The following is a 24,821-nucleotide window of genomic DNA, read 5'->3' as shown; positions in this document are numbered from 1 at the left end:
CAACTCACCGCGATACTCGCCCGAAAGGGAGAGATTCGCAATGACCGATACCACCATCCTCACCGAACGGCGCGGCCACATCCTGATCGTCACGATCAACCGGCCCGAGGCGCGCAACGCCGTCAATGCCGCGGTCCACATCGGCATCGGCACCGCGCTCGAAGAGGCGGAAAACGACCCCGAAATCCGCGTCGTCGTCATCACCGGCGCGGGCGACAAGAGCTTCTGCGCCGGCGCCGATCTGGTCGCGCTGTCGCGCGGCGAAAGCCTCTACCCCGGCGATCCCGCGCAGCAGGCGTGGGGTTTTGCGGGCATGGTTTCGCACCCGATCTCGAAACCGATCATCGCCGCGGTCAACGGCTTCGCCTTCGGCGGTGGCTGCGAGATCGCGCTGATGAGCGATATCATCGTCGCCGCCGACCATGCGCAATTCGGGCTGCCCGAGGTCAAGGTCGGGCTGTTCGCGGCGGCGGGCGGCGCCTTCCGCCTCGCGCAGCAACTGCCGAGGAAGCTCGCAATGGAATATATGCTCACGGGCGATCCGATCCCCGCCGCGCGGGCGGCCGAATTCGGGTTGGTCAATCATGTCGTCCCGCTCGCCGACCTGCTCCCCACCGCGATCGCGCTCGCCGAAAAGATTGCCGGTAACGCGCCGCTGTCGGTGCAGGCCTCGAAGCGCGTCGCGCTCGGTATCGACGAAGGGCGCATCGCCGCCGACGCGCCCTATTGGGAGCATAACACGCGCGAACGCGGCGTGCTGATGCGCAGCGAGGATGCCCGCGAAGGCCCGCTTGCCTTTGCCGAAAAGCGCAAGCCCCAATGGAAAGCGCGCTAAAATGACGATGACCGATCCCGAGCGCATTCCGGTCATCATCGGCGTCGGACAAATCAACGACCGGCCTGACGATCCCGATCAGGGACTCGACTCGCTCGGGCTGATGGTCGCCGCGCTCAAGATCGCGGCGGACGATGCCGGCGTGCCGCTTGCCGACATCGACAGCCTCGCGATCGTCGACCAGATCAGTTTCCACCACCTCGGCAAGCTCTGCGAACCGCTCGCCGCCGCGATCGGCGCAACCCCCGCTGTCAACTATCAGTCCGCCGCGCCGCATGGCGACACGCCCGTACGCCTGCTCAACGAGGCCGCGAACCGCATCGGCGCGGGCGAGATCAAACTCGCGGCGATCGTCGGCGGCGAAGCGCTGCGCACCGCCGCGGGCCGCGCCGCCAAGGCCGCGAGCGGCGAGGACAAGAGCTATAACGCGGTCCGCAAGGTCGCGACGCGCCGCGAACCCAATTATGCGCAGAAGCACGGCCTCGCCGCGCCGGTCGACGTCTATCCACTCTACGAGAATGCGACCCGCGCCGCGTGGGGCCAAAGTCTTGCCGAAGCACAGTTCGAAAGCGCCGAGATCTGGTCGCGTTTCTCCGAGGTCGCCGCCGCGAACGACGGCGCTTGGATCCGCAAGCCCGCCTCGCCCGAGGACATCCTGAAGGTCGACGAACGCAACCGCCCTATCGCCTTTCCCTATTCGAAACTGATGGTCGCCAATTCATCGGTGAACCAGGGCGCGGGCTTCATCGTCGCCAGCCTCGCCGAGGCTTGGCGCCGCGGCATCGCCGAGGACCGCTTGATCCACATCGGCATGGGCGCCGCAGCGAAAGAGCCCGCGAGCATCCTGCATCGCGACCGCTATGATGGCAGCGTCAGCATGGAAACCTCGATCACGCGCACGCTCGAACTCAACGCGATGACCGCCGACGATTTCGATTTCGTCGAACTTTACAGCTGCTTCCCCTGCGTGCCCAAGATGGCGCGGCGCATCCTCGGCTGGCCGTGGGATCGTCCCGCCACCGTGTTCGGCGGCCTCACCTTCGGCGGCGGGCCGATCGCCAATTATATGAGCCATGCGATCGTCTCGATGGTGGAGAAGCTGCGCCACGAAGGCCGCTATGGCTTCCTCTTCGCCAATGGCGGCTTTGCGACCGACAATCATTGCATTATGCTTGGCAAGCAGCCGATTGCGGCCGCAAGTTTCCCGCAGGATTTCGACTATCAGGCCGAAGCCGAAGCGAAGCGCGGGCTGGTGCCCGAACTGGTCGAGGATTATGCGGGGCCGGCGATGATCGAAAGCTATACGGTCTTCTATGGCCGCGACGGAGCGCCGAAGGCCGGCGTCGTGGTGGCGCGCACGCCCGACGGCAAGCGCACGCTCGCGCATGTCGATGTGAGTGATGCGGCGATGCTGGCATTTTTGACCGACGGGACGCGGGAGCCCGTCGGCACGACCGGGCAGATCGTTGCGCTGGACGAAGGCTTTGGCTGGCGGGCGGTCTAATCCCCTTCGTCGTTGCGAGCGTAGCGAAGCAATCCAGGGCGGTTTACGCCTACTCTGGATTGCCGCGTCGCTTCGCTCCTCGCAATGACGAGGATTGTTAATTCAGGTCGAAACTCACCCCCTGCGCCAGCGGCAGCGTGTCCGAATAATTCAGCGTATTGGTCGCGCGCCGCATATAGGCCTTCCAGCTGTCCGAACCGCTCTCGCGCCCGCCGCCGGTCTCCTTCTCGCCACCGAATGCCCCGCCGATCTCGGCGCCGCTCGTCCCCAGATTGACGTTGGCGATGCCGCAATCGCTCGCCGCCAGAAACCGCTCGGCCTCGCGCATGTCGGTGGTGAAGATCGCCGACGACAGCCCCGCCGCAACGTCATTGTGCAGTTCGATCACGGCATCGAGATCATAGTAGCGCATGACATAGAGGATCGGCGCAAAGGTCTCTTCGAGCACCGGCCCGACCTGCCCCGGCATTTCGACGAGCGCGGGCTTCACATAAAAGCTCGCGCCTTCGCCAACGCGCTCGCCGCCGTGGACGACGCCGCCTGCATTGCGAGCAGCCGCCAAGGCCGCCTGCATCATCTCATAGGCCGCACGGTCGATCAGCGGGCCGACCAGCACCTCGCCCTCCAGCGGATTGCCAACGCCGACGCTCGCATAGGCGGCCTTCAGTTTCGCCACGAAACCATCGTAGATGCTGTCGTGCAGGAACAGCCGCCGCGTCGTCGTGCAGCGCTGCCCCGCGGTCCCCATCGCGCCGAACGCGACGCCGCGCAGCGCGAGATCGAGGTCGGCCGACGGCGCGACGATCACGCCATTGTTGCCGCCGAGCTCGAGGATCGCGCGCGCAAATCGGTGCGCCAGCCGCGGCGCGACCGCGCGGCCCATGCGCGTCGATCCCGTCGCCGACACCAGCGCCACGCGCCCGTCGTCGACCAAAGCCTCGCCCGCCTCGCGCCCGCCAATCAGCAATTGCGCCAAGCCTTCGGGCGCATCGCCGAAACGCGCCACCGCCCGCTCGAAAATTGCCTGCGTCGCGAGCGCGGTGAGCGGCGTCTTCTCCGACGGCTTCCACACAACACTGTTGCCGCAGACGAGCGCGAGCGCCGCGTTCCACGCCCACACCGCAACCGGGAAATTGAACGCCGAAATCACCCCGACGACACCCAACGGATGCCAGACCTCCATCATCCGGTGCCCCGGCCGCTCGGTCGCGATGGTGAGGCCGTAGAGCTGACGCGAGAGACCGACCGCGAAGTCGCAAATGTCGATCATCTCCTGCACCTCGCCCGCGCCCTCGGACGGGATCTTGCCCGCCTCGATCGTCACCAGCCTGGCAAGGTCGTCCTTCGCGGCGCGCAATTCTTCACCCCACAGCCGCACCAGCTCGCCGCGGCGCGGCGCGGGCACGTCGCGCCAGGCGCGGAACGCCGCGCTCGCCTTGCCCAGCGCCTCGTCCGTCGCCGCGACATCGACGACCTGCACCATGCCCAGCTGTTCGCCGGTCAGCGGCGTCACCGAGGGCATCGACCCTTCGGTCCACAGCGCCCGGCCCACCCCAAGTCCATCGAGCAGCCGCGCGACTTCCTGGCCCAATATCGTCATCATCTGTCCCTTCATCGGCGCCAGCGCGCCCTTGCAGTTTGTGGCTCGCGGGTTATCGCAGCCAGCAAGCGAGTCAAACCGAAAGCGGGAGAAGCAGACGTGTCCGACCTACCCCCCTCCGAACCGCTGGTTCCCGTCCCCGCCGACGCCGCCGCGAACACGCACTGCACCACCGCCGACTATGACCGGCTCTATGCGCAAAGCATCGCCGACCCCGACGCCTTCTGGGCCGAGCAGGCGAAGCGGATCGACTGGATCACGCCGCCGACGAAAATCGGCAACTGGTCGTACGACCCCGTCGAAATCAAATGGTATGAGGATGGCTTTCTCAACCTTTGCCACAACGCCGTCGATCGTCACGTCGCGGCGGGCCATGGGGACCGTATCGCGATCATCTTCGAGCCCGACGCGCCCGACGGCGAAACCCGGCACATCAGTTACGCCGCGCTGCTCGCCGACGTCGTCCGCTTCGCGAATACGCTCAAGAAAATGGGCGTCCAGAAGGGCGACCGCGTCACCATCTATATGCCCATGATTCCCGAGGGCGCGGTCGCGATGCTCGCCTGCGCGCGCATCGGCGCGGTGCACAGCGTCGTCTTCGGCGGTTTCTCGCCCGAGGCGATCCACGGCCGGATCGAGGATTGCGCCAGCGACTGGGTGATCTGCGCCGACGAAGGGCTGCGCGGCGGCAAGGTCGTTCCCCTGAAAGCCAATGTCGACAAGGCGCTAGAACGCGTCGAGGTGAAGGCGGTGCTCGTCATCGCGCATACGGGCGGCGACGTGATGATGAAGGAAGGCCGCGACCATTGGTACGACGCGCTCTCGGCCGACGTCGAGGCCGATTGCCCGTGCGAGCCGATGAACGCCGAGGACCCGCTCTTCATCCTCTACACTTCGGGTTCGACCGGCAAGCCCAAGGGCGTGCTCCATACCGTCGGCGGTTATAGCGTCTGGACCGCCAGCACCTTCTATTATGGCTTCGACTATCGCCCGGGCGAAATCTTCTGGTGCAGCGCCGATATCGGCTGGGTCACCGGCCACAGCTACGTCGTCTATGGCCCGCTCCAGAATGGCGCGACGACTTTGATGTTCGAGGGCGTGCCCAATTACCCCGACCACGACCGCTTCTGGCAGGTCGTCGACAAGCACAAAGTCAACATTCTCTACACCGCGCCGACCGCGATCCGCGCGCTGATGCGCGAGGGCGACGATTATGTGACGCGCCATGATCTCTCCTCGATCCGCCTGCTCGGCAGCGTCGGCGAACCGATCAACCCGGAGGCGTGGCGCTGGTATCATCAGGTCGTCGGCAAGGGCCGCGTGCCCGTGATCGACACCTGGTGGCAGACCGAGACCGGCGGCATCATGATCACCACGCTTCCGGGCGCGCATCCGATGCAGCCCGGCAGCGCGGGACGCCCCTTCTTCGGCATCCGTCCCGAGCTCGTCGATGCCGAGGGCAAGACGTTGGTGTGCGAACAGACCGGTGGCGCCGCCGAGGGGAATCTGTGCATCACGCACAGCTGGCCGGGGCAGGCGCGGACAATCTATGGCGACCATGGCCGCTTCGCCGAGACCTATTTCTCGACCTACAAGGGCAAATATTTCACCGGCGACGGCTGCCGCCGCGATACCGACGGCTATTGGCGCATTACCGGCCGCGTCGATGACGTCATCAACGTGTCGGGCCATCGCATGGGCACCGCCGAGGTGGAAAGCGCGCTCGTCCTCCACGACCTCGTCGCCGAGGCCGCGGTCGTCGGCTTTCCGCACGACATCAAGGGCCAGGGCATCTATGCCTATGTCACCCTCAACGCCGGGGTCGAGCCGACCGACGAGGTTGCCGCCGCATTGAAGCAGCAGGTGCGCAAGGAAATCGGCCCGATCGCGACCCCCGACCATATCCACCTCACCCCCGCACTGCCGAAGACGCGTTCGGGCAAGATCATGCGCCGCATCCTGCGCAAGATCGCCGAGAATGACTTCGGATCATTGGGCGACACCTCGACGCTCGCCGACCCGAGCCTCGTCGACGGGCTGATCGAGGGGCGGAAAAACCGGTAACGGTGCGCCATGGCGCCGTGTGTCCCCGCGAAGGCGGGGACCCATCTCCGGTCGTTTCAAAATCGCGCCGACCGGAGATGGGCTCCCGCCTTCGCGGGAGCACGCATTTTTGCCGGCCTCAACTGCTCTAAAAATGGAAGTCCGGCAGCTCGGCCAGCGCGATCCCGAGCGCCTCGGCCCAGCCGTGCGACACGCTGTGGAAATAGGCGTCGTCGCGCTCGAAACGCCGCTCGCGCACGGTCGCAAATTCGTCGCGCTCGTGAATCTTGAGGTCGATCGGCAAATCGACTCCCGCGTTCGCGCGAATCGTCGAATCGAACGAGACGCACAGCAATTTCACCGCGTCCTCGAACGACATCGCGGGATCGTATGAGCGGACGATGATCGGCCGGCCATATTTCGTCTCACCGATCTGGAAGAAAGGATTGTCCTCGCCCGCCTCGATGAAATTGCCTTCGGGATAGATCAGGAACAGCCGGGGCTCCGATCCCCTGATCTGCCCGCCGACGATCAGCGAGGCGCGGAACAGCGACTCCGCCGCAGGGCCCTCGTCATTGTGGCGCATCACGATGCTGCGCAGCGTTTCGCCGACGATCGTCGCGACCGCGAACATCGACGGCGCAGCGAGGATCGACGGATGCCGCTCCTCGGGCGCCTTCGTGCGCTCGTCGAGCAGGCTGACGACCGCCTGCGTGGTCGCGAGATTGCCCGCCGACATCAGCGTGATCACGCGCTCGCCCGGCAGCGTCCAGCTGCGCATCTTGCGGACCTGCGAGATGTCGTCGACACCCGCATTGGTGCGGGTGTCCGACATGAACACCAGCCCTTTGTTCAACCGCATGCCAACGCAATAAGTCATCGAACCCCGTAATCCCCGCCCCGATAATCCTGGATCGCCCCGGTCCGCTTATTGCTGGACCTGCAATTGGACAACCAGATTTTCTTGCGCCGCACCATAACGCATGCCGCGAACCGGGGCGGCGTCGCGATAGTCGAGCCCGGTCGCGACGCGAATATAGCGCTGGTCGGGCGAATGGCCGTTGCTCACGTCGAAGCCGATCCAGCCGATATGGTCGAAATGCGCCTCCGCCCAGCCATGCGTCGCGTCCTGATGCGTCCGGTCGTTCATCATCAGATAGCCCGAGACATAACGCGCCGGGTGCCCGAGGTGGCGCATCGCCGCGATGAAGATATGCGCATGGTCCTGGCACACCCCGCCATCCCCCGCCAGCGCCTGCTCGGCGGTCGTCTCGGCGTCGGTGACGCCGATTCGATAGGCCAGCCTGTCCAGGATCAGCGCCGACAGCACATGCGCGCGCTCGATATCGTTGACGAAGTCGCGGCCCAGTTCGGCGGTCAGCGAACGCACCCCGCGCCCCGCGCGCGTCAGCGGGGTCGGGCGCAAAAAGGTCCAGAGCGGCATCGCGCCGCGGTGCGGCCCGATCACTCCGTCCCATGTGATGAGTTCGACCTCGCCGGCGCAGCGGATGACGAGTTCGCTGGTTCCCCCATCGACCGACACCAGATCGACGCCATTGCCGTGATGGTCGGTATAGTGAAGCTGCTGCGCTCCGCCCTCGATCGCGATCGTCCAGTCGTGGATCAGTTGCTGCCCCGGCCGTTCCTTCGGCGTCAGCTTCAACTGCTGGAGCGCATAGCGGACCGGGCTGTCATATTGATAATGGGTGATATGTTCGACGCGCAGGCGCATGCTTACTCCACGAACCGGTAATCGCGCTCGATCTGCCGCGCGAGTGCGGCATTGGCGCGGAGGAACTCGGTGATGAACTCGTGCAGCCCGCCGTCGAAGATCGACGCGATCGGGCGCGTCAGCCGGTCGCGGCAGATCGACGCCCCCATGCGCACTGCATCGGTCTCCTCGCCATAAGCGTGCTGAAGCCACGCGAGATTGTCGTTCATCTTGTCGCAGCAGAAAGCCAGGCTGCGCGGCATCTGTTTATAGAGGATCAGGAATTCGGCGATCTTCAGCGCGCTGATCTCGGTTCCGTAGAGCCAGTGATAGGCGCGGTGCGCCGACACCGAGCGCAGGATCGTCTCCCACTGCACATTGTCGATCGACGTGCCGATATGCGCGACCGAAGGCAGGAGCAGGTAATATTTGACGTCGAGGATGCGCGCGGTGTTGTCGGCGCGCTCGAGGAAGGTGCCGAGGCGCGAGAAATTATAGCCGTCATTGCGCAGCATCGTCCCCGCAAAAGCGCCGCGCACCAATCCGCTCTGCTGGCGGATCGCCGCAAGCACGTCGGGCAAATCATCCTCGCGCACCTGCCGTTTCAGCAGCGCGCCGAGCGTCATCCAGCTCGTATTGATCGCTTCCCATGCCTCGCGGGTCAGATAGGTGCGAGCGGTGCGGGCGTTGTCGCGCGCCTGCTTGACAACCGACATGATGCTCGACGGATTGGCGGGATCGCGCAGCATGAAATCGACGACGCGCTGCGAATGATAATCCTGCTGCGTCTGCCGAAAGGCATAATCCTGCCCCGCAGTCACGAGCACCGATCGCCACTCGGCCGCCGCGGTGCTCGATCGGGTCAGTGCGATGCGAAAACCTGCGTCAATCAACCGCGCGTTGTTTTCGCTGCGCTCCAGATAGCGCGCCATCCAGTAAAGAGCACCAGCGGTTTTCCCTAGCATGGGGCAGCCCCCTCCGCTGAGGCCCCATCCATTTCGTCATTGCGAGGAGCGAAGCGACGCGGCAATCCAGAGTTGCGTAAACCGCTCTGGATTGTTTCGCTTCGCTCGCAATGACGGGGAAAGGGGACGATACGCACCATCAATCCTCCAGCACCCATGTATCCTTGGTCCCGCCGCCCTGGCTCGAATTGACCACCAGCGATCCCTTGCTCATCGCAACCCGCGTCAGGCCGCCCGGCGTGATCCTGATCCCCTGCGGCGACATCAGCACGAAGGGGCGAAGGTCGACGTGGCGCGGCGCAAGCCCCGCCTTGGTGAAGATCGGCACGGTCGACAGCGACAGGGTCGGCTGCGCGATATAATTGCGCGGGTTCGCTTCCAGCTTGGCGCGGAAGGCGGCAATCTCCTTCTTGCTCGCCGCCGGGCCGACGAGCATGCCGTATCCGCCCGACCCGTGGACCTCCTTGACCACCAGCTCGGGCAGCCGGTCGAGCACTTCCCTGAGATGTTCGGGCTCGGAGCAGCGCCAGGTCGGCACATTGGGCAGCAGCGCCTTTTCGCCTGTATAGAATTCGATGATGTCGGGCATATAGCTGTAGAGCGCCTTGTCGTCGGCGATCCCCGTCCCGGGCGCGTTGGCGATCGTGATCCCGCCGGCGCGATAGACGTCCCAGATCCCCGGCACGCCGAGCATCGAGTCCGGGCGGAAATTGAGCGGGTCGAGGAAATCATCGTCGACGCGGCGATAGAGGACGTCGATCGGCGTATAGCCCTGCGTCGTGCGCATCGCGACGCGGCCGTCGACGACGCGCAAATCATGCCCTTCGACCAGTTCGGCGCCCATCTGGTCGGCGAGGAAGCTGTGCTCGAAATAGGCGCTGTTATGAATGCCCGGCGTCAACACCGCGACCGTCGGCGTCCCATTGCACGCGGGCGGCGCGCAGGCGGCGAGCGACTTCAACAGCTTGAGCGGATAATCGCTGACCTCGCGCACCGAAATCTTAGCGAACAGCTCGGGAAACATCTGAAGCATCGTCTCGCGATTTTCGAGCATGTACGACACCCCCGACGGGGTGCGCGCATTATCCTCGAGCACATAATATTCGTCGGCGCCGGTGCGCACGATGTCGATGCCGCTGATATGCGTATAGACGCCGCCCGGCGGGTCCATGCCCATCATCATCGGCAGGAACGCCTCGTTGCGCGAGATCAGATCGACCGGGACGCGGCCCGCGCGCAGGATTTCCTGCCGGTGATAAATATCGTGGAGGAAGGCGTTCAACGCCCGCACCCGCTGTTCGATTCCGCGCGACAGGCGGCGCCATTCGTTCGCCGCGATAATGCGCGGGACGACATCGAAGGGGATCAGCCGCTCGTCGGCCTCATCCTCGCCATAGACATTGAAGGTGATGCCGGTGGTGCGGAAAAAGGCCTCGGCCTGCTGCGCCTTGCGCTGGATGCGCGCCGCATCCTCGCGGCTGAACCAGTCGGAATATTCGCGATAGGGCGACCGGACGTCGCCCCCCTGTCCCGTCATCTCGTCGAAAAAGGAAATGCGCCCGCCCTTTCCAAGCAACATGCCACCGTCCGACCGCGCGCGCCCTCGTGGGCGTGCGCGGCGCCGTCGTTCCTGCCTGCTGCGTCGCTTGTCTGGCTACGCGGCCGCCAAGCTTGTGAAGGCGATGCTAATCGCGCCCGCGCACCTTGGCAAGCGGCCTCGTGGCTCGGATTGATACGGTAACATCAAGGGCTTGCCGCGCGCCCGAAAGCGCGCGGCGGAGATAGGGTCAGATCGCCCCGTGGCAATGCTTGTACTTGCGGCCCGAACCGCAGGGGCACGGCGCGTTGCGGCTGATCTCGAGCGCGGCATAGGGATTTTCGCCCTCGGGCAGATCGGGCTTCGGCACCTGCATCGGCGGCAGCGTGTTCGCGATCACGCCCAGCGAGCCCGCATCGACGTCGGCGCTGTTATCCTCGCCCGTGAAGGGGTCGATGTGCGTGGTCAGGAAGTCGGGCAGGTCGGGGAGCGGCATCGGCTCGGGCTCTTCGAAGCGCAGGTCGATGCGCGCGACGGTGCGCGTCACATCCTCGCGGATATTCGACAGCATGCGCTCGAACAGCGCAAAGGCTTCCTGCTTATATTCGTTGATCGGCTGCTTTTGCGCATAGGCGCGGAGGAAGACGACCTGACGCAGCGCGTCGAGCGTCGAGAGATGCTCCTTCCAATGATGGTCGAGCGTCTGGAGCAGGATCGACTTCTCGATCCCCTTCCACGTTTCGGCGTCGACGAGTCCGGCCTTCTCCGCGGCGATCGCGTCGGCCGCCTGCTGGATGCGCTCCTCGAAGATTTCGGCGTCGACCGCGTCTTCCTGCATCCACTCGTCGATCGGCGGCGCCAGGTCGAGGATGTTCGCGACACGCTCCTTCATCGTCTCGACGTCCCATTGTTCGGGATAGCTGCCCGGAGGGCACGCATCGGCGACGATCGAGTTGACCGTCTCGGCACGCATCGCGGCCATCACCTCGTCGACGGTCTCGCTGTCGATGATCTCGCCGCGCTGTTCATAGATGACCTTGCGCTGGTCGTTCATGACATTGTCGTACTCGACGACCTGTTTGCGGATGTCGTAGTTGCGCGCCTCGACCTTCTTCTGCGCGGTCTCGATCGCCTTCGACAGCCACTTCGACCCGATCGCTTCGCCGTCCTCCAGATTCTTGTTCATCATCTTGGAGAAGAGCGTGTCGGGGCCGAAGATACGCAGGAGATCATCGTCGAGACAGAGGTAGAATTTCGACAGGCCGGGGTCGCCCTGTCGCCCCGAACGGCCGCGCAGCTGGTTGTCGATGCGGCGGCTCTCGTGGCGCTCGGTCGCGAGCACGAACAGCCCGCCTGCGGCCTTCACCGCTTCGCGCTCGGCCTCGACCTCGGCCTTGATCCGCGCGATGCCGGCGTCGCGCTCGGGGCCTTCGGGCAGATCCTTGAGCTCGTCGTCGATACGGAATTCTTCGTTGCCGCCGAGTTTGATGTCGGTGCCGCGGCCCGCCATGTTCGTCGCGATCGTCACGGCACCCGTGCGGCCCGCCTGCGCGACGATATGCGCTTCGCTCTCGTGGAAGCGCGCGTTGAGGACGCTGTGCGGCACCCCTTCCTTTTCAAGATAGGAGGAGAGCAGCTCGGACTTCTCGATCGACACCGTGCCGACGAGCACCGGCTGGCCGCGCTCGTTCGCTTCGCGGATCGTCTTGGCGATCGCGCCGAACTTGTCGTTGATATTCTTGTAGAATTCATCCTCGTCGTCGATGCGCGCGATCGGGCGGTTGGTCGGGATGTTGACGACATTCATCTTGTAGATGTCGAAGAATTCGGCGGCCTCGGTCGCGGCGGTGCCGGTCATCCCCGAAAGCTTGGGATACATGCGGAAATAATTCTGGAAGGTGATCGAAGCCAGGGTTTGATTTTCGGGCTCGATCTGCACGCCCTCCTTCGCCTCGACCGCCTGGTGCAGCCCGTCGGACCAGCGGCGGCCGTCCATCATGCGGCCGGTGAATTCGTCGATGATCACGACCTTGCCGTCCTTGACGATATAGTCGGTGTCGATCCGGAACATCTGGATCGCCTTCAGCGCCTGGTTGACGTGATGGACGACCTGTGTGTTCTCGATGTCATAGAGGTTGTTGCCCTGAAGCAGGCCCGCGGCTTCGAGCAGCCGTTCGACATGTTCGGTGCCGTCTTCGGTCAGGTTGATCGACTTCGACTTCTCGTCCTTCTCATAATCCTCCTCGCCGAGCTGGAGCACCACCTCGTTGACGCGGATATAAAGCTCCGACTTGTCGTCGGTCGGGCCCGAGATGATCAGCGGGGTGCGCGCTTCGTCGATCAGGATCGAATCGACCTCGTCGACGATGCCGAAGTTGAATTCGCGGTGGACCATCTGCTGGCGGTCGAACTTCATATTGTCGCGCAGATAATCGAACCCCAGCTCGTTGTTCGTCGCATAGGTGATGTCGCTGTTATAGGCGTCGCGGCGCTGCATCTCGTTGAGGTTGGGGACGATGATCCCCGTGGTCAGGCCAAGGAAGCCATAGACGGTGCCCATCCACTCGGCGTCGCGGCGGGCGAGATAGTCGTTGACGGTCACGACATGGACGCCCTTGCCCTCGAGCGCGTTCAGATAACAGGGCAGCGTCGCCATCAGCGTCTTGCCCTCGCCCGTCGCCATTTCGGCGATTTCGCCGCGGTGGAGCACAACGCCGCCGATCATCTGGACGTCGAAATGGCGCATGCCGAGCGTGCGGACCGCCGCCTCGCGCACCGTGGCGAAAGCTTCGGGCAGGATGTCGTCGAGCGTCTCGCCGGCGCCCAGCCGGTCGCGGAATGTCTGCGTCTGCGCCTGCAGCCCAGCGTCATCGAGCGCCTGCATCGCGGGTTCGAAGGCATTGATCTTGTCGACGATCTTGCGGATCGAGTTGACGTAACGGTCGTTGGACGAGCCGAACAGGCTCTTGGCGAGGCCAGAAAACATGGAATTTCCCTTGGATTTAGAATGAAATGGCGGCGTTTTTCAGCCGCAAGACAGATGAAACGGGCCTCATCGCGAGGCGGCGCCCTGAACAGGCGCGAACGACCCGGCGCTATTCTAGTGCGCGGTCGCTACCGGTCAGCAGACCGGGCAGATACGGCGGAGCCGCCTTGCGCGGCTTGCCGCTGCCGGTCGACGTGCGCCGCGGCGCGGTGTTGGTGGTGGGGCGGCGCTCGGTATCGTTCGCTTCGGTCTTGCCCGTCGTTTCGGCCAGCAGGACCAGCGCCCCCATCGCCGCCGGAACGGCAGGCGCGGCAACTGCCCGGTCGGCGGTCGCCAGGCCGGTCAGCAATGCCAAAAGGGTCAACAATAACCGCAAGAATCGCCCCTCTATACGTCCGGGAGCGTGGAATATTGCGCCCCGTCCCCTGAACATAGGGTGAAAGCCGCGCGGCGTCTAGAGGGCGGGGGCTTTGGCGGGCTCCGTCAGACCGGGATTCAACCCCTTCACTTCGATCAGAAAGCTCTTGGGCTTCTTGAACAATTTGCTTTTGCGATTGACCTGCAAGCCGACGACCTCGGCCAGCTCCATCACGAAATGGACGCAGTTGCGCTTGTTCAGGCTGTAACTCGGCTGCTCGCGGTCGCGCCATTCGGCGACCTTCGCCAAGACCCGCCCATAGGTCGCATCGTCGACCGTAACGTCGAACTGGCGGTCGCTCTTGTCGATATAGTCGGGCTTCGACGATTCGACCTTGCCCTTCACCGACCCGAACAGGATCGCGGGGCTGACCGAAACCGCGGTGAAGCCGTAATTGGCATCGACCGCCTCGCCAGTCGCGTCGAGCCTGCCCTTCATCACGATGAAGGCGTGCGGAAATCGGTCGCCAAAATCATGGCTGTAAAAGCTCACGACCACTTCGGCGCGCGCGGGGGCGGCGAGGCCCGCGCACAGCATCAGCAGCGACAGGATGATAGAACGAAGGCCGCGGGTCATCCCCGCCCTCTTAGCCATCGGCGCCGGATATTGCCAAGCCGCGATTGCCGCTTGACCCTGACATCGACTTCGCATCATGTCTCATTGACATCAATGTAAGGAGGGGCCGGATGGCACGGAAGGCGATTTTCATCACCGGGGGCGGATCGGGCATCGGCCGGGCGGTCGCGCGCCATTTCGCGGGGCAGGGCTGGTTCGTCGGCATCGCCGACGTCAACCGCGCCGGGATCGATGAAACCGCCGCGCTGCTTCCCGAGGGCGCGTCGTCGCGCCACGTCATGGACGTGCGCGACCGCGACCAGTGGAGGGTCGCGCTGGACGATTTCGCCAGCGTGAGCGGCGGCCGCCTCGACGTCCTCTTCAACAACGCCGGCATCGGGTCGGGCGGGCAATATATGGACATGGCGCCCGAGGAGGCCGACCGGCTGATCGCAATCAACTTCGGCGGCGTCGTCAACGGCATCTATATGGCGCTGCCGCTGCTCAAGGCGACGCCGGGATCGGCGATCCTCAACACCGGCTCGGCGTCGGGCTTTTACGGCGTCGGGGGGCTCGCGGTCTATTCGGCGACCAAATTCGCGGTGCGCGGATTGACCGAGGCGCTCGAGATCGAATTCGCCAAACACAGTATCAAGGTGCGCTCGCTGATGCCCGGCTTCATCGACACACCCTTGCTCGATCAGGTCAGCGCCGACAGCAACGAACCCGCGCGCAGCCGCCTGTCCGCCAGCGGATTCGAGATTTCGCCGGTCGAGGACGTCGCAAAGGCGGCGTGGGATGCGGTGCATGGCGACCGCGTGCATATGCCCGTCGGCAAGATGGCGCGGCGACTGTCGCGCCTCGCGCGCTGGTTCCCCGGGCTGATCGCGCGCCAGTCGAAAAAGATCGACGGCCTGGGCGCGGCGGCGCATTGAGCCCAAAGTCGGCTTTGGGGTGGAAAGCCGACGTGGGATGTTAACGCCGGACCCGCGCTTTGGTCGCACTTCCCGTTGACGCATATTCTTCGGGCAAGCGATGTTTGTCACGCAAATCAAATTTGCGGTTCCCCTTTATCGCATGGGTCCGGAGCAATCGGTAACCGCGCCAAGCTACGAACGCCAGCCAAGCCAAGCTTGCGGCAAATGCGAGGCATATCGCCGCCCATGCATTCGCCGAAAATGGCCGCTCAACGACTATGAACGGTGCCGAAGCAATCGCCATTGCGATGAGGAGAGATGCAGCGCCCGAACGAATGGCGCCGGTCTTCGACAAGTCCCAATCTACGAATTTCCGAAGGCGCATATAGGGTTTCATGCGGTCATAATGTCCGATTGGGTCGATGTGCGCAATCGGTCGCCAGCCGCCGTTCGCCTTACGACTATTTCCCCGTCCCGCAGGTCACCGACCCGCTGCCGACATTGCGCACGGTGCACACAGGCCGCCCGAGCACCACAACCTTGCCGATCCCGCGCGACGTGACTGCCGCGCTCTTGACCGCGCGCAATATATGATCGCCCGCGCCCTCGCTGTCGCTGATCAGCGCGCCGACCGACAGCGAGCCGGCATCGACGACGCCCGCGCCCGACAATGTCATCTGCGCGGTCTTGGCCGCACCGCCGAGCGTCATCGTGCCGTTGCCGATCATCGCCACTTGCAATCGGTCGGCCGCGATCGCGCCAACGTCCAGCCGCCCCGGGCCGCGCAGCCCGACCATGGCACGCTGCCCCTTCAGCGTGTCGATCCGGAGCGACCCCGCCCCGGCAAGCGTCGCGCTGTTCAAATTGGCGGCGTTCACCCGCACCGTCACCGGTCCCCGCGGCGCCCCGCGCTTTTCATCCCCCGCGAACTGGCGCTGGCTGATCACCAGCCGTCCGTCGCGGCTTTCCAGGCTCAGCCGGTCGAGGGCGTCCTGCGGTCCCGTCGCCACCGCGCTCACCGGCGCGCGCGTCACCACCTCGACCGCGACGTCGGCGCTGACCTCGATCGCCTCGAAACTGGTCAGGCCGAAGCGTTTCTCGGCCGCCGACACGGGGCCGGCGAGCGACAGGAGCGACAGGGCGGCCGCCGCGACAGCGACGCCCCTTGCGAAATATGGCAGGGCGCTGGTCATGGTGCTCCCCTAACCTTTTCGGGCCGGCAGCACCATAGGCGCCTCAGTTGCAGGTCGCGGTGCCCGACCCCATCGTGCGCGTCGAACATTTGCCGCCGCCGCCGATCGTCGCGTCGCCCGACCCCAGGATCGAAATGTCGGCGCTGCTGCTCGCTTTCGCATCGACGTCGCCCGATCCGGTGATCGACACGTCGAGCGTCGTCGCGGCGAGCCCGCCCGCCGCGATGCTGCCCGATCCGGTCACGTCGAAATTACCCGACCCGATCGTTCCGCCACCGACCTCGATATCGCCCGATCCCGATATCGTGATCTTGGCGCTCTTGCCGTTCAGCGCGCCGACCTTGAGGTCGCCCGATCCGGTCACGACCGCCTCGGCCGCGTCGCCATCAACCGCATCGGCGTCGATCTCGCCCGATCCGGTCAGGCGCACGGCGCGGAGCGCCGGCATGGTGATCGCGATCTCGACATCATCGTCGTCGCCGCTGAAGCTGAAACCCGAATTCTTGCGTCCGATCGACAGCATGTCGCCGTCGAGTTCGATTTCCAGCTCGTCGATCACCGCCTTCGGCCCCTTGGCGGTGATCGAGAAAGCGTCGCCGCGGCGGATCGTCACATCGTCGGGACCCGCGACCTTGACGCCGGTGAAGCCCGTGAGGTCATAGGCCTGCGTCGTCGCCGGTCCCGCATCGACCGTGCGCGTGCCGCCCTTGCCGTCGCTCGTCACCTCGGCGCTGCACGCCGTAACGGTCATCGCGAGAGCCAGCGGCAGAACCGCCATCGTCCAGTTACGCATCGAGAATCTCCTTTGTGTATTGCTTACGTAACACACGCTTGCCACCGCTGTCCAGCGCAAGCCGCCATCTTGTCGCCACCTTCGTGGCGCAAAGGCGCGCATCCTTCAGGAAAGAGACGATGAGCGTAGCCTTTCGCCGCGAGAGCGACGACGAACATAAAGAACCCGAGTTCGAGTGGCCGATTCCTGTCGGCCCCAATCTCGTAACGCCACGCGGCCTCCGTCTGATCGGCGAAGAGGTTGCGCGTCTCAACACCGCAATCGCCGCCGAAACCGACGGCGACGCGCGCAAAAAGCTCCAGCGCCGACTTCGCTACCTCCATACGCGTCAGGCGACCGCCGACGTGCAGGCGCTCCCCGGCGACGATGTCGTCGGCATCGGCAGCCGCGTGCGCTATGCGTTGGGCGGCTCCGAGCGGGTCGTCACGATCGTCGGCCATGACGAGGCCGACCCCGCAGCGGGCCGCATCGCCTTCACCTCGCCGCTCGGCCGCGCCTTGATGGGCGCCGAGGCGGGCGACATGGTCGCATTTCAGGGACGTGAGGACGCCATCGAAATCCTTGCCGCCACCGCCGATCCGGAGGTCTTGGCATGAAAGACAGGTTCGAACGCCACAAACAGCCGTGGACCGCGGCCGAGATCGACAAGCTCCACACGCTTGCGAAAAAGGGCATGGCATTGAAAGCCATCGCCAAGGCGCTGACGCGCAGCGAGGAATCGGTGAAGACACGCGCCAAGGCCGATGGCCTGTCGATCGCAAAGCTGCACTGACGCATCCATGACCGCCCCCGATTATGACGCCATCGTGCTGGGTGCCGGCGCGGCCGGGCTGATGTGCGCCGCGGTCGCGGGGCAAAGGGGGCGGCGCGTCCTGCTGCTCGACCACGCTGATCAGGTGGGGAAGAAAATCCTGATCTCGGGCGGCGGGCGCTGCAACTTCACCAATATCCACACCGTCCCCGACCGCTATATCTCGGCGAACCCGCATTTCGCGAAGTCGGCGCTCGCGCGCTACACCCCCGCCGACTTCATCGCGCTCGTCGATCGCCATGGCATCGCGCACCATGAAAAGACGCTCGGGCAGCTCTTCTGCGACGGCTCGGCCAAACAGGTCGTCGCGATGCTGCTCGACGAATGCGCGAAGGGCGGGGTCGAGGTCCGCTGCGACCAGCCGGTTCGCGAAGTGACACATGCGGATGGCAAATTCCGGGTGATTTTCGGCGACCAGCCCTTCACCGCCGCCAACCTCGTCATCGCGACCGGCGGGCCGTCCATCCCGAAGATGGGCGCGTCCGGTTTCGCTTACGACCTCGCCCGCCAGTTCGGCCTCAAGGTCGTCGAGCCGCGCCCCGCGCTCGTCCCGCTGACGCTTGGCGGCAACGATGTGCTGTTCCGTGACCTCTCGGGCGTCGCGACCCCCGTTGAAGCGCGCGCAGGCAAGGCGGCGTTCCGCGAAGCCGCGCTTTTCACGCACAAGGGTCTGTCGGGACCTGCGATCCTCCAGGTCAGCAGCTACTGGCGGCACGGCGAGCCGGTGACGATCGACTTCCTCCCCGACGCCGGGCCGGGCTGGCTCATCGAAACCAAGCGCGTGCGCCCGCGCGCGACGCTCGCTTCGGCGCTCGCCCTTCCCGACCGCCTCGCGCAGACGCTCGCCGAACGCCTCGCGCTTCCCGGCGAACTCGGCGCGTTGACCGATCGCAAGCTTGCCGACGCCGAAGCGCGCCTCAAGCGCTGGCCTTTCCACCCCAACGGCACCGAAGGCTTCGCCAAGGCCGAGGTCACCGTCGGCGGAATTTCGACCGCGAACCTGTCCTCGCAAACAATGATGGCCAAAAGCGTGCCGGGGCTGTATGCGGTCGGCGAAGCCGTGGATGTCACCGGGTGGCTGGGCGGCTATAATTTTCAATGGGCTTGGGCCAGCGGGCACGCGGCGGGCCAGGCCCTTTAGGAAAAACCCACATAATTCTTCGTCATGCCGGACGCGCTTCGGCATCCATGACCCAATTTTCGATCCCGGGCGACAGACCCCGGGGCAAGGCCGGGGCAGCGAAGACACAACCGCGGCGCCTTTGCTGCTCAGGATAAGAAGAACAACATGCCTTTCGAACAACTTTCGCCCGTCCTTGCGGACGCCCTCACCGCGCGCGGCTATGAAGCGCTCACCCCCGTCCAGACGCAGGTCACGCAAGACGAAGCCAAGGGCCGCGACCTCCTCGTCTCCGCCCAGACCGGCTCGGGCAAGACCGTCGCCTTCGGTCTCGCGATGGCCGACGAACTGCTCGAAGACGGCCGCCTGCCCTTCGCAACCTCGCCGCTGGCGCTCATCGTCGCGCCGACGCGCGAACTCGCTCTGCAGGTCAGCCGCGAACTCGCCTGGCTTTACGGCAAGGCCGGCGCGCGCATCGCAACCTGCGTCGGCGGCATGGACGCGAGCAAGGAACGCCGCGCCTTGGGTCAGGGTGTGCAGATCGTCGTCGGCACCCCCGGCCGCCTGCGCGACCATCTCGAACGCGGGGCGCTCGACCTCAGCGCGCTGCGCGTCGCCGTGCTCGACGAAGCCGATGAAATGCTCGACATGGGCTTTCGCGACGATCTGGAGGAAATCCTCGACGGCACCCCCGCGACGCGCCGCACTTTGCTGTTCTCGGCGACGCTCCCCAAGCCGATCGTCCAGCTTGCCAAGCGTTACCAGCAAGACGCACTGCGTATCTCGACCGTCGGCGAAGACCGCGGCCATGGCGACATCGCCTATCAGGCGGTGACCGTCGCCCCCGCCGACATCGAAGGCGCGGTCGTCAACCTGCTCCGCCTGCACGATGCCGAGACCGCTATGCTGTTCTGCGCGACGCGCGACAACGTCCGCCGCCTTCATGCCAGCCTTGTCGAGCGAGGCTTTGCCGCCGTCGCGCTGTCGGGCGAGCATAGCCAGAACGAGCGCAATCAGGCGCTGCAAGCGCTTCGCGACCGTCGCGCCAAGGTCTGCGTCGCGACCGACGTCGCCGCGCGCGGCATCGACCTGCCGACGCTCAGCCTCGTCATCCACGTCGAAATCCCGCGCGACGCCGAAGCGCTCCAGCACCGTTCGGGCCGCACCGGCCGCGCCGGCAAAAAGGGCACCGCGGTCATCATCGTCCCCTATCCGCGCCGCCGCCGCGTCGACGGCATGCTGCGCGGCGCGCGAATCGAGGCCGAGTGGATGGACGCACCGACCGCCGCCGATGTGCGCGCGCGCGACCAGGAACGGTTGATGGAGAAATTGCTCACGCCGCAAGAGCATGAACCCGAGGATCTCGAACTCGCGCAGCGCCTGATGGCCGAGCGCACGCCCGAGGATATCGCCGCCTCGCTCGTCCGCTCGCACCGCGCGCTGATGCCGCCGCCCGAGGATCTGCTCGACAACGGCCCGCGCGGCCGCGACGCCGCCGGCCGTCCCGAGCGCGGCGAGCGTTTCGAGCGCCCCGAACGTGGCGGCGATCGCCGCGAGGGGTTCGAGGACGCCGTCTGGTTCCGCCTCAACATCGGCCGCCACCAGAATGCCGATCCGCGCTGGATCCTGCCCCTGCTCTGCCGCCGCGGCCATGTGAGCAAGAACGAAATCGGCGCGATCCGCATCGGCCCCAAGGAAACGATGTTCAACATCCCGCGCGCGATCGCCGACCGCTTCGCCGAGGCCGTGACGCGCACCGCAAATCAGGATGGTGAAGACGACAGCGGCGTGTCGATCACGCCGGCCCCCGACGGCCCGACCTATCCGCCGCGCCGCGACAAGTCCCCGCGTGATGGGGCGCCGCGCGGCAATTTCGCTCGTGCGCCCGGTGGCGATCGCGGGTTCGGCGATCGCTCGGGACCGCGCGGTCCGCGCGCGCCGGGCAGCAACACCGAACGCTACAAGCCCAAGCCCTACGGTCAGCGCAGCCCGCGCCGCCCGTCGAAGTAAAACCGAACCCCTCCCCTGATGGGGAGGGGCTTTTGTCGCACCGCTATTGCACTCGCCTCCCTCGCCCACCAGATGGACCGGACAGCAGGAGAGCGGCGGATGAAAGCGATCGAAGCCTTTATCGAAAGCCAGGGCGGGCCCGAGGTCATCGACTGGCGCGAGGTCACGCTCGGCGAACCCGGCCCCGGTCAGGTCCTCGTGCGACAAACCGCGGTCGGGCTCAACTATCTCGACACCTATCACCGCGACGGCACCTATCCGATCGAGCTTCCCGGCGGGCTCGGGGTCGAGGCTGCGGGCGAGGCGATCGCAATCGGCGCCGACGTTCACGGCATCCGGCCCGGCGACCGGGTCGCAACCTTCGGCCCGCAGCGCAACGCCTATGCGTCGGCGCGGCTCGTCCCCGCATCCTCGCTTTTCAAGCTGCCGCCCGGCATCGACGATGAAACCGCCGCCGCCGCGCTGCTCAAGGCTTGCACCGTCGAGATGCTCGTCGAGCGCTGTGCCAAGGTCGAAGCGGGTTCGACGGTGCTCGTCCATGCCGCCGCCGGCGGCGTCGGGCTGATCCTCGTCCAATGGCTGAAGGCCATCGGAGCCACGGTCATCGGCACCGTCAGCACCGAAGCGAAGGAGCATGCCGCGCGCGAGGCGGGCGCCGATCATGTCATCCGCTACAAGGCCGAAGATGTTGCCGCGCATGTCCGCGAAATCACCGACGGCCAGGGCGTGCCCGTCACCTTCGACGGCATCGGCATGGCGACCTGGGCGACCTCGCTCAAATCCACCGCGCGCCGCGGGCTCATCGTCAGCTATGGCAACGCCGGCGGCCCCGTCACCGGCGTCAACCTCGGCATCCTCGCGCAGCATGGCTCGCAGTTCGTGACGCGTCCGACCCTGTTCGATTATTATCACCTGCCCGGTGAACGCGCGGCAGGCGCCGACCGGGTGTTCGAAATGATCGAGGGCGGCGCGGTGCGGATCACTGTCGGTCAGCGCTATTCGCTGGAAGATGCGGCAAGGGCGCACGCCGATCTGGAAGCCGGGCGGACGACCGGATCGAGCCTGCTGATTCCCGAACACCCCTGAACCCCTCCCGCTTGCGGGAGCGGGGAGGGTTCGCGGCGCTAAAGGCTTTTCCCCCATCCCCGCCCCGAAGAGAGGGAGAAATTACGCCTTCAACCGCTCCGCGTGCCAGGCGACATGCTCGGCCATGAAGGTCGAGATGAAATAATAGCTGTGATCATAGCCCGGCTGCATGCGGATGTCGGCCTTCTGTCCTGCCCGCCCGCACGCTTCGACCAGCAATTCGGTCTTGAGCTGTTCGGTCAGGAAATTGTCGGCATCGCCTTGGTCGACGAGCAGGTCGGGCACGCGCAACCCCTGATCGAGCAGCGCGCACGCATCATAAGCGTGCCAGTCCTCGCGGTCATCGCCAACATAACCGCCGAGCGCCTTCTGGCCCCACGGGCACTGCGACGGCGCGACGATCGGCGAAAAGGCCGAGACCGAGCGGAAGCGGTCCTGATTGCGCAGGCCAATCGTCAGCGCGCCGTGCCCGCCCATCGAATGCCCCGTGATCGCCTGCCGCGTCAGGTCGGCGCTCGCGAAATTGCGCAGCACCAGCGAGGGCAGCTCATCCTCGACATAGGAGCGCATCCGGTAATGTTTCGCCCACGGCTCCTCGGTCGCATCGACATAGAAGCCCGCGCCCATCCCGAAGTCATAGGCCCCGTCGGGATCGTCGGGCACATCCTCGCCGCGCGGGCTGGTGTCGGGCGCGATGAAGATCACGCCATGCTCGGCGCAGGCGGCGCGATATTCGCCCTTCTCCATCACATTGGCGTGGGTGCAGGTCAGCCCCGACAGATACCAGAGTACCGGCAACTTGGCGCCGTGGGCATGATCCGGAACGAAGACCGCAAAGGTCATGTCGGTGCCGGTGGTCGTGCTCGCGTGCTTGTAAACGCCCTGCGTGCCGCCATGGCTGCGGGTGGTGGAGATGGTTTCGAGGATCATGCTGCTTCCTGAACGGGGGTGGGTGCGGTCACCGGATCATGCCCCCAATGACGCAGCAGGTCGAGGATCGATCCGCCCGACAGCCCCAGCGTCGCGGTGTTGCGGAGCGGGTGGACGTTGACGGCGGGCGCGGTCGCCAGCGCCGCATCCAGCACCACGGTAACGCTCCCAGGCTGCGCATTGATCGCCGCGAGCGGCGTCACCGACCCCGGCGAAATGCCCAGCAATCGCTCCATATCGCCAGCCTTGCCGAAGCTCACGCGCTTGCTGCCGATCGCGGCGGGCAGCGCCTTCAGGTCGACGCGCGCATCCGACGGCACGGTGACGAGCCAAAATGCCCCGCCCGCATCCTTCAGGAACAGATTTTTCGTATGCGCCCCCGGCATCGCGGCGTGCACCGCGTCGCTTTCGGCAACGGTGAACACCGCATCATGCTCATGCTCGGCGAAGGGGATGGCAAGTGCCTTCAGGTCCGTTCGCAATCCCGCTTCGCCGCGCATGATCGAACCTCACACGATGCGGTGCAGCGCGCAGAGCTTGTTACCCGAGGGATCGCGAAGATAGGCGAGATACATGGCGCCGAACCCGCCTTCGCGCACGCCCGGTGGGTCTTCGATCGCGGTGCCGCCGTTGGCGACGCCCGCGTCGTGCCACGCCTTGGCCTGCTCGGGCCCTTCCATCGCAAAGCCGATCGTGCAGCCATTGCCTGCGGTCGCCGGCTCGCCGTCGATCGGAGGCCCGACGAGGAACAGTCCGCCATTGTGCACATAGATCAGCCGGCCCTTGTCGTCCTGGATCGCGGGCTTGCCGCCGATCGCCTGAAAGGTCGCGTCATAGAATTTTCGCGCCGCTTCGATGTCGTTCGCACCGACCATATTGTGACTGTACATGGCTCTCCGCTCCTCCTGATTATCGTTGCGATTCACTACCTATACCCGGCGTCACCGGAAAACCACCGTCTTGCGGCCGTCGATCAAAACGCGCTGCTCGGCGACCCAGCGCACCGCGCGCGCCAGCACCTGCGCCTCGGTGTCGCGGCCGATGCGGATCAGCTCATCGACACCGTCGCGATGATCGACGCGCTCGACCGCCTGCTCGATAATCGGCCCCTCGTCGAGGTCGCTCGTTACGAAATGCGCGGTCGCACCGATCAGCTTCACCCCGCGCTCGTGCGCCCGATGATAGGGTTTCGCGCCCTTGAAACCCGGCAGGAAGCTGTGGTGGATGTTGATGCAGCGTCCCGCGAGCTTCGCCGACAGATCCTCCGACAAGACCTGCATATAGCGCGCCAGCACCAGATATTCCGCGCCCGCCTCGGCCATGATCTGCAGGATCGCCGCTTCCTGTTCGGCGCGGTTGGCATCGCTCACGGGCAGGTGATGAAAAGGCACCCCATGCCATTCCGAAAGCCGCCGCTGCGCTTCGTGGTTCGACACCACGCCGGCGACGTCGATCGCCAGATTGCCGGTCGACCAGCGATGCAGCAGATCGTTGAGACAGTGGCTGCCCTGCGACACCGCGATGACGAAGCGTGGCTTGACGCTGGTGTCGCTGATCCGCGCTTCCATCGCAAAGCGGCTGACGATCGGCGCGAAGGCCGCCTGCACGCCCGCCAGGTCGACGGGAAAGTTCGACCCCGCACCGCGAAACTCGACGCGCATGAAAAAGCGCCCCGAACCCAGGTCGGCATATTGCTGGCTGTCGAGAATGAATCCGTCGCGTGTCGCAAGCAGCCCCGTCACCGCGGCGACGATGCCCACCGCGTCGACGCAGCTGAAGGTCAGGACATAGGGTCCGGTCACATCAA

23 protein-coding genes are annotated in these 24,821 nt (G+C 65.5%); 9 read left to right on the top strand and 14 right to left on the bottom strand.

The features are described from left to right. Nucleotides 1-40: 40 nt before the first annotated feature. Both HDC29_RS14660 and HDC29_RS14655 read left to right on the top strand, forming a co-directional pair. Entirely contained in the window at nucleotides 41-835 is a 795-nt protein-coding gene (locus HDC29_RS14660; protein ID WP_179498794.1) for a crotonase/enoyl-CoA hydratase family protein, read from the top strand. A 1-nt stretch (nucleotide 836) separates the two neighbouring features. Beyond that, entirely contained in the window at nucleotides 837-2,339 is a 1,503-nt protein-coding gene (locus tag HDC29_RS14655) for an acetyl-CoA acetyltransferase (RefSeq protein ID WP_373562811.1), read from the top strand. A gap of 97 nt (nucleotides 2,340-2,436) precedes the next feature. On the opposite strand, the gene HDC29_RS14650 is transcribed toward HDC29_RS14655, so the two are convergent. Further along, entirely contained in the window at nucleotides 2,437-3,954 is a 1,518-nt protein-coding gene (locus HDC29_RS14650; RefSeq protein ID WP_257018287.1) for an aldehyde dehydrogenase family protein, read from the bottom strand. Nucleotides 3,955-4,038: 84 nt separating this feature from the next. Here HDC29_RS14650 and acs point away from each other — a divergent pair, with 84 nt between their 5' ends. Then, nucleotides 4,039-6,003, top strand: coding sequence for an acetate--CoA ligase (gene acs, locus HDC29_RS14645; protein WP_179498792.1), 1,965 nt, complete (start codon nucleotides 4,039-4,041; stop codon nucleotides 6,001-6,003). Nucleotides 6,004-6,130: 127 nt separating this feature from the next. Here acs and HDC29_RS14640 read toward each other — a convergent pair whose 3' ends face one another. The 7 genes from HDC29_RS14640 to HDC29_RS14610 form a co-directional block, all read right to left on the bottom strand. Continuing rightward, nucleotides 6,131-6,862, bottom strand: coding sequence for a peptidase (locus tag HDC29_RS14640; protein ID WP_179498790.1), 732 nt, complete (start codon nucleotides 6,860-6,862; stop codon nucleotides 6,131-6,133). 48 nt (nucleotides 6,863-6,910) lie between these two features. After that, complete coding sequence (locus tag HDC29_RS14635; protein WP_179498788.1) at nucleotides 6,911-7,714, bottom strand: transglutaminase family protein; 804 nt, start codon at nucleotides 7,712-7,714, stop codon at nucleotides 6,911-6,913. Nucleotides 7,715-7,716: 2 nt separating this feature from the next. Beyond that, a complete protein-coding gene (locus HDC29_RS14630; protein ID WP_179498786.1) occupies nucleotides 7,717-8,658 on the bottom strand; it encodes an alpha-E domain-containing protein in 942 nt (313 codons plus the stop codon). 139 nt (nucleotides 8,659-8,797) lie between these two features. Next, nucleotides 8,798-10,237, bottom strand: a complete 1,440-nt coding sequence (locus HDC29_RS14625; RefSeq protein ID WP_179498784.1) for a circularly permuted type 2 ATP-grasp protein — start codon at nucleotides 10,235-10,237, stop codon at nucleotides 8,798-8,800. A 208-nt stretch (nucleotides 10,238-10,445) separates the two neighbouring features. Further along, nucleotides 10,446-13,181: a preprotein translocase subunit SecA gene (gene secA / locus HDC29_RS14620; protein ID WP_179498782.1), complete on the bottom strand. Its 2,736-nt coding sequence runs from the start codon at nucleotides 13,179-13,181 to the stop codon at nucleotides 10,446-10,448. A gap of 109 nt (nucleotides 13,182-13,290) precedes the next feature. Next, entirely contained in the window at nucleotides 13,291-13,557 is a 267-nt protein-coding gene (locus HDC29_RS14615; RefSeq protein WP_179498773.1) for a hypothetical protein, read from the bottom strand. Nucleotides 13,558-13,635: 78 nt separating this feature from the next. Then, nucleotides 13,636-14,175 (bottom strand): hypothetical protein, encoded by a 540-nt coding sequence (locus tag HDC29_RS14610; RefSeq protein WP_179498771.1) that lies wholly within the window; start codon nucleotides 14,173-14,175, stop codon nucleotides 13,636-13,638. A gap of 110 nt (nucleotides 14,176-14,285) precedes the next feature. Between HDC29_RS14610 and HDC29_RS14605 the strand changes: the two genes are divergently transcribed. Then, the gene (locus HDC29_RS14605) at nucleotides 14,286-15,089 is read left to right on the top strand and encodes an SDR family oxidoreductase (RefSeq protein WP_179498769.1); all 804 of its coding nucleotides are present in this window, start codon (nucleotides 14,286-14,288) and stop codon (nucleotides 15,087-15,089) included. Between the two features lie 443 nt (nucleotides 15,090-15,532). On the opposite strand, the gene HDC29_RS14600 is transcribed toward HDC29_RS14605, so the two are convergent. Next, on the bottom strand, nucleotides 15,533-16,264 hold the full coding sequence (locus HDC29_RS14600) for a head GIN domain-containing protein (RefSeq protein WP_179498767.1): 732 nt from the start codon (nucleotides 16,262-16,264) through the stop codon (nucleotides 15,533-15,535). Nucleotides 16,265-16,307: 43 nt separating this feature from the next. Next, nucleotides 16,308-17,057 (bottom strand): head GIN domain-containing protein, encoded by a 750-nt coding sequence (locus HDC29_RS14595; protein WP_179498765.1) that lies wholly within the window; start codon nucleotides 17,055-17,057, stop codon nucleotides 16,308-16,310. Nucleotides 17,058-17,176: 119 nt separating this feature from the next. On the opposite strand from HDC29_RS14595, the gene HDC29_RS14590 reads away from it, so the two are divergent. The 5 genes from HDC29_RS14590 to HDC29_RS14570 all read left to right on the top strand — a co-directional run bounded on the left by HDC29_RS14590 (nucleotide 17,177) and on the right by HDC29_RS14570 (nucleotide 22,084). Then, a complete protein-coding gene (locus tag HDC29_RS14590; protein WP_179498763.1) occupies nucleotides 17,177-17,653 on the top strand; it encodes a GreA/GreB family elongation factor in 477 nt (158 codons plus the stop codon). Next, nucleotides 17,650-17,829 carry a hypothetical protein gene (locus HDC29_RS14585; RefSeq protein ID WP_179498761.1) on the top strand — a complete coding sequence of 60 codons (180 nt, stop codon included), beginning with the start codon at nucleotides 17,650-17,652 and terminating at the stop codon, nucleotides 17,827-17,829. The genes HDC29_RS14590 and HDC29_RS14585 overlap by 4 nt, the downstream gene beginning before the upstream one ends. A 7-nt stretch (nucleotides 17,830-17,836) precedes the next feature. Continuing rightward, nucleotides 17,837-19,009, top strand: coding sequence for an NAD(P)/FAD-dependent oxidoreductase (locus tag HDC29_RS14580; protein WP_179498759.1), 1,173 nt, complete (start codon nucleotides 17,837-17,839; stop codon nucleotides 19,007-19,009). Nucleotides 19,010-19,156: 147 nt separating this feature from the next. After that, a complete protein-coding gene (locus tag HDC29_RS14575; protein ID WP_179498757.1) occupies nucleotides 19,157-20,998 on the top strand; it encodes a DEAD/DEAH box helicase in 1,842 nt (613 codons plus the stop codon). Between the two features lie 99 nt (nucleotides 20,999-21,097). Then, a complete protein-coding gene (locus HDC29_RS14570; protein ID WP_179498755.1) occupies nucleotides 21,098-22,084 on the top strand; it encodes a quinone oxidoreductase in 987 nt (328 codons plus the stop codon). An 81-nt stretch (nucleotides 22,085-22,165) separates the two neighbouring features. Here the strand turns inward: HDC29_RS14570 and fghA are convergent, their stop codons facing one another. From fghA to purU, 4 genes are read right to left on the bottom strand one after another with little or no spacing between them, the layout of a single operon-like run. Then, the gene (gene fghA / locus HDC29_RS14565) at nucleotides 22,166-23,014 is read right to left on the bottom strand and encodes an S-formylglutathione hydrolase (RefSeq protein ID WP_179498753.1); all 849 of its coding nucleotides are present in this window, start codon (nucleotides 23,012-23,014) and stop codon (nucleotides 22,166-22,168) included. After that, complete coding sequence (locus HDC29_RS14560; protein WP_179498750.1) at nucleotides 23,011-23,514, bottom strand: prolyl-tRNA synthetase associated domain-containing protein; 504 nt, start codon at nucleotides 23,512-23,514, stop codon at nucleotides 23,011-23,013. Before HDC29_RS14560 ends, fghA begins: the two co-directional genes overlap by 4 nt. A 9-nt stretch (nucleotides 23,515-23,523) precedes the next feature. Continuing rightward, nucleotides 23,524-23,904, bottom strand: a complete 381-nt coding sequence (locus HDC29_RS14555) for a VOC family protein (protein WP_179498748.1) — start codon at nucleotides 23,902-23,904, stop codon at nucleotides 23,524-23,526. A gap of 51 nt (nucleotides 23,905-23,955) precedes the next feature. Next, the gene (gene purU / locus HDC29_RS14550) at nucleotides 23,956-24,816 is read right to left on the bottom strand and encodes a formyltetrahydrofolate deformylase (RefSeq protein WP_179498746.1); all 861 of its coding nucleotides are present in this window, start codon (nucleotides 24,814-24,816) and stop codon (nucleotides 23,956-23,958) included. Nucleotides 24,817-24,821: the final 5 nt, after the last annotated feature.

The organism is Sphingopyxis sp. JAI108 (assembly GCF_013410105.1).
Taxonomy (GTDB): Bacteria; Pseudomonadota; Alphaproteobacteria; order Sphingomonadales; family Sphingomonadaceae; genus Sphingopyxis; species Sphingopyxis chilensis.
This window is presented reverse-complemented; position numbering and strand designations above follow the sequence as displayed.